This is a genomic window from Bacillus cereus group sp. MYBKT14-1 (assembly GCF_051915185.1).
GTDB lineage: Bacteria > Bacillota > Bacilli > Bacillales > Bacillaceae_G > Bacillus_A > Bacillus_A cereus.
This window is the reverse complement of record NZ_JBQAEF010000038.1, coordinates 1-5,032: the sequence shown is the minus strand read 5'-3', so window position 1 is coordinate 5,032 and position 5,032 is coordinate 1. Positions and strand designations below refer to the sequence as shown.

Genomic DNA, 5,032 nt, shown 5'->3' with positions numbered 1-5,032 from the left:
AGCTAAGCTGCATGAAAAAGTAGCAAACCAACGTAAGAACTTCCTTCATCATAAGTCTAAAGAGTTAGCTACTCATTTTGATGTTGTAGCTATTGAAGATCTAAATATGAAGGGAATATCGCAAGCACTTCATTTTGGAAAAAGCGTCGCTGATAATGCTTGGGGTATGTTCACTTCTTTCTTAGCTTATAAACTAAATGAACAAGGCAAACAGCTAGTGAAAATAGACAAATGGTTTCCTTCCACAAAAACATGTAGCAGTTGTGGAAATGTAAAAAATATGTCATTGTCTGAGCGAGTCTATTCTTGTATATGCGGTGTAAATCTGGATAGAGATTATAACGCAGCTATCAATATCAAAAATGAAGCAATACGCCTATTGGCGTTAGCATAGATAGCAATAAAATAACCCTTGGAACAAGGGAGTTAGCTCGACTGTCTTAGGACGAATTCGTTAGCTACCAAAAGTAACGACTAACCGAGAAGCCCCCACTTCAAACAGTCCGTTAGGACGTTAAGTGGCGGGTAGTTCACAGTACAGTAAAACCAAGTTTTTAACTTAGAACTTCCTTAGCGTACGAAATTCGCGTTTAGTTGGCGAGACCCCAAATAGTACACCCTTATTTTACATTCTATTAAAGGGTGTAATTTTTGTACCGACATTTTTAGGCATGAAATGTCGGTTATTATTATCTATTATGTATTAAAGTAAATATTTGAAAGGAAGTAAACTTATGGATTGGCTAGAAAGAATGAATAATGCATTGGACTACATTGAGAATAGTTTGGATGAAGAAATAGATTACAAGAAGATTGCAAAGGCAGCGAATTGCTCTGAGTTTCATTTTTCAAGAATGTTTTCTTCAATCTCAGGTGTGTCGCTTTCAGAATATATTAGACGAAGACGGTTAACGCTTGCAGCATTTGAAATTCAAAAAAATGATATTCGAATCATCGATGTAGCAATTAAATACGGTTACGTTTCTTCAGATGCTTTCTCACGTGCTTTTAAAAAAATGCATGGAATAACTCCTTCTAATGCTCGTAATAAAGGAGTGCAGTTAAAAGCTTTTCCGAAAATTTCCTTCCAAATTTCTATTAAAGGAGGTACCGAGATGGATTACAGAATTGAAAACCTCGATTTTGAGTTGAGAATTGTAGGAAAGAGTAAACCTGTAAAAACAAGCAGCGCATTTAAAAAAATCCCTACACTTTGGAACACTGCCAAAAAAGACGGATTTATGCAAGAATTAATAGATATGTCATGGGAAAATCCAAAATGCACGCTTGAAAGCCTTTTGGGGGTTTGTGGAAAAGAAGCCGCCATAACAGATGAAGAATTTTCCTACTTTATGGGTGTAAGGTATGATGGGGAAGTATCAGGTGATATGGAAACATTAATTATTCCTGCAAGTACATGGGCAGTTTTTCCGAACATAGTAGATGCATGGAAACGCTTATATTCTGAGTGGGTCCCAACCTCTGAGTATGAACTTGCAAATTTACCGTGCATAGAATGTTATTACGGTCCGAAACATAAACCGAGACATGAACTCTGGGTCCCAGTTATACCGAAATAAAATACACATTCAATAAAAAAGAAGCTGTTTATGGAGTAATGAAAAAAACACTCTGAATTTAAATGCTTAGAAATTTGAGTTTTTTATATTGTGAGTAACCAAATCATGATCTGAAAACTTACGTTTCCGTTGTACAAAAGTTAGTTTTCTAGCAAGCTCTTCTAAAGTGTAAGATATCGGTGTAATTCTTCACCAAATAATTGGAGTTCACTTTGAATCAAAATATACATAAAAAGCGTCATCCTTTCTAATTTAACTTGTTTAGAGAGAATAACGTTTTTTTACAATTGAGGGGGAGTTAATATTCTTAAGTTAATGGGCATACGACGGAACCTCTAAGGGTTTTCTATGCTATAAAAAGACAATGAATAACCTGGAGTATTTCTATATCAATAGACATTTACACGCTTCTACAAATATATATTTAAAAACATACTAACATTAAACTGACTATTTTTCATTTTAGATCAAATACCAATGTTGCTGCGCTTAGAAGGTGATTATCTGTGGATTTTCTTAATGATTTTTTTACTTGGGCGTTTGAGAGACATCAAAATATCCTGAGTTGGTATATTCGTCCACTATTTTTATTGCCGTTTTGCTATTTTTCTTATAAAAGAAGTATCAAAGGGATAATAATCACTTTAGTTGCATTAGCTACAAGTATGTTTTGGTTTGAAAAACCTACAACAGTGAATCCCAAAGTGGCAGCTTTTTTGGAAATGGAAATGAATTATTTGTTTGGCAAGTGGAATTTTATTAAGATTGCGTTTTCTTCACTAGTTCCGGTGACAATGTTTGCTTTAGCATATGCGTTTTGGAAACACTCATGGAAGTATGGAATATTTGTCATTAACTTAATTGCTATATTGAAAGTTCTATGGAGTTTATATGCAGGGGATGGTTCAGGAGTATCAATCGTTTTACCAGCTTGTATCGGACTTATAATTTGTAATTTATTTATTTGGATTGCTTATAAAATTGTAAAAAAAAGAGATGCTGATAAATCAACAGATAATAATTTTTAATCATCTAAGAGCATTACGAGATAAAAACTTCATAAAAAAAGCAGTAAAAATAAATAACCGGTTCCTTAACGTACAGAGAATTGGTTAATTTGTGTCCAAAATGTGTCTAAACGTACAATTTTCTTTTTTGATATGGTGACCTCATATAGAATACCCACAAAGAAAGGTGACTCTAACCATAAATCAACCTTTAGTCAATTTACGAGTCGATTTTGCTTTTAAGCAATTATTCGGTGTGCAAGGACAAGAGGAGTTATTGATTTTTTTTAAAATGCAATGTTGCATGAGTCTTTAGCTACACCGATTGCATCACTGAAAATTGAAGATCCACATTTGCATAAAGGATATGAAGAAGGTAAATTATCCATACTAGATATACTTGCTGCACTTTAGGACGGAACAAAAATAAATGTGGAAATCCAGTTAAAGAATACACAAGAAATTGTAAAGCGCTCCTTATATTACTGGAGTAAACTGTATACCTCACAATTAGAAAAAGGAATGACATATGGTTCTTTACGAAAGATTATTGCAATTAATATATTAGATTTTGATCTCTTTCCACTTTATGATGATATGCATAAAGTGGGACATTTTTGGAGTCAACAGCACAAGGAAGTTTTACTCGATGATTTAGAAATTCATTTTATTGAAATTCCAAAATTGCTTCAGCAATGGAGAGAAGAAAAAGTTAATCTGTGGGAAAATGAATTTGCTCGTTGGTAGCTGTTGTTACCAGCGCATGAAGATTAACATTTGGAGGTCATCGCCATGAAACAAGACCCTATGTTACAAAAAGCGATCCATAAATGGGAGAACATGAGTCAGAGCAGTTCTTTCCGCCTTGCGTATAAAACCAGAGAAAAGGTTTTATTTGATGAGCAAGCCAAATTAGCACTTGCTCGTAAAGTCGGTATCGAAGAAAGAAGAGAAAAGGGCTTCAAGAGGGTATGGAAAAAGGAAAATTAGCTGAAAGAGAACAGTTAATCCGAGGCATGCATAAAAATGTCATGGATATAGAAGATATTGCGAAGTTTACCAATATGGATATTACGGACATACGCAATATTTTTTCTCAATGAACAATATAGATAAATATGGTAAAATGGGAATTGGGTAGTATTCTATTAGCTCTCTCGTTATTAAAATTAAAGTGGTTCAAGTAGGAGGAAGGCACCTTATGGTGTCTTTTCTGTATCTTACTTTGTAGTTATCTCCACGAATTAAGAGCCTTGTTTTTTCTATTCATTTTTAATTTTAGTCTTGATTTTTCGAGGGATGGGCAAAAACATCCTCGAAAAAAATAAAAAAAACCTAACAAATTGTTAAGGGCTACGGCGTTTACCGCAATCTAAGAAGTATCCATCTCCTTAGTTATGGATGATTAACTGCTAACGTTTTCAATGGCATTCACTTTCTTAACAGTAACAGCTAGTCAAAGTGGATTATGGCATTTCTTTATGCAAAATAACACGAGTAAAATATGGCTTTTATTACAATAATAGGGGTATCGCTGCATCGCTATCCAACTAAGAAAATACAACGTCAATTATAGTAGGGGTTGTTTCTTTTTTTGTGTAGGTAATTTAAAGATTTGCATATGAAATAAACCCTGATGGGTTTCATTTTTTTGATAAATACGTGTATTCGATTTGATACGTGAGATATAATAAGCCTTTTTATGTTGTATATGTTGAAGATCTTTCAAATGAAAATACCCTAAATCTCGGATACATAAATCATTCGCTGTTACAGTTGGGACACACAGTTCGATCATGTTGTTTGCCTGGTCCTGTATGAATATGAAGGAATCGTCCACTTAATAAATCATACTTAAGCTGAATCTTCACCCCCGCTGTATGACTGCAACCTCCTGCACCCGGAGAAATAGATGAAAAGGGATTTGGGAGTTGAAATGCAGTTGAATCTAAAATACGAATACGTTTGAAAATAGAAATATATGGAGAAGAAATTGGCATAGATGAGGCTAATTTTTGGTTTAGTAGTTCAGCTAATATATGTTGTAAAAATTGAACGGCTGCTTTATTAAATCGTTGATTTAGTCCTTCAGGACTGATGAGCACTTTTGTTGATGCTTCTAAACGGCTAGATAATTGAGTTAATTAAGTCGTAGCGGTATTTTGACTCATCTATACACATAAAGCGATTAAATCTTTTGTTTGGTACTTACTAGCTCGTTGCACAAAACCAACATCTCTAGCAAGGTCTCGTAAAATACTTGGAGATAAAAAAACGTTGAATCTCTTGAGCAAATAGCTGTAATTCACCAGATACAGAAATAGACATAAAAATACGCCATCCTTTCCTATTGGAGTGAACCCAGAGAATGAGACGAAAAAAAACACCTCTCTAAATCGTAAGTATCAGTTATGATTTTAATGGAGGTGTTTTTCTTATGGGGAA

Annotated in this window: 3 protein-coding genes and 2 pseudogenes; 4 read left to right on the top strand and 1 reads right to left on the bottom strand. The window is 34.1% G+C overall.

Features of this window, described 5'->3' with window-relative positions; genetic code table 11:
* The 4 genes and pseudogenes from ACTFO4_RS30265 to ACTFO4_RS30250 all read left to right on the top strand — a co-directional run.
* Window positions 1–394, top strand: a 394-nt coding sequence (locus ACTFO4_RS30265; protein WP_240854163.1) for an RNA-guided endonuclease InsQ/TnpB family protein, incomplete at its 5' end; no start/stop codon positions are given.
* A gap of 340 nt (window positions 395–734) precedes the next feature.
* Entirely contained in the window at window positions 735–1,580 is an 846-nt protein-coding gene (locus ACTFO4_RS30260) for an AraC family transcriptional regulator (protein WP_426867546.1), read from the top strand.
* Between the two features lie 506 nt (window positions 1,581–2,086).
* Complete coding sequence (locus ACTFO4_RS30255) at window positions 2,087–2,608, top strand: hypothetical protein (protein ID WP_426867544.1); 522 nt, start codon at window positions 2,087–2,089, stop codon at window positions 2,606–2,608.
* A 178-nt stretch (window positions 2,609–2,786) separates the two neighbouring features.
* Window positions 2,787–3,690 (top strand): annotated as a pseudogene (locus tag ACTFO4_RS30250) (Rpn family recombination-promoting nuclease/putative transposase).
* A 542-nt stretch (window positions 3,691–4,232) separates the two neighbouring features.
* On the opposite strand, the pseudogene ACTFO4_RS30245 reads toward ACTFO4_RS30250, so the two are convergent.
* Window positions 4,233–4,915: pseudogene (locus ACTFO4_RS30245) on the bottom strand (IS4 family transposase); the annotation flags it as partial.
* Between the last annotated feature and the right edge of the window lie 117 nt (window positions 4,916–5,032).

Excerpts from the sequence above, each read along its gene's own strand:
- ACTFO4_RS30260 (WP_426867546.1), top strand. The coding sequence starts at position 735 with ATGGATTGGCTAGAAAGAATGAATAATGCATTGGACTACATTGAGAAT.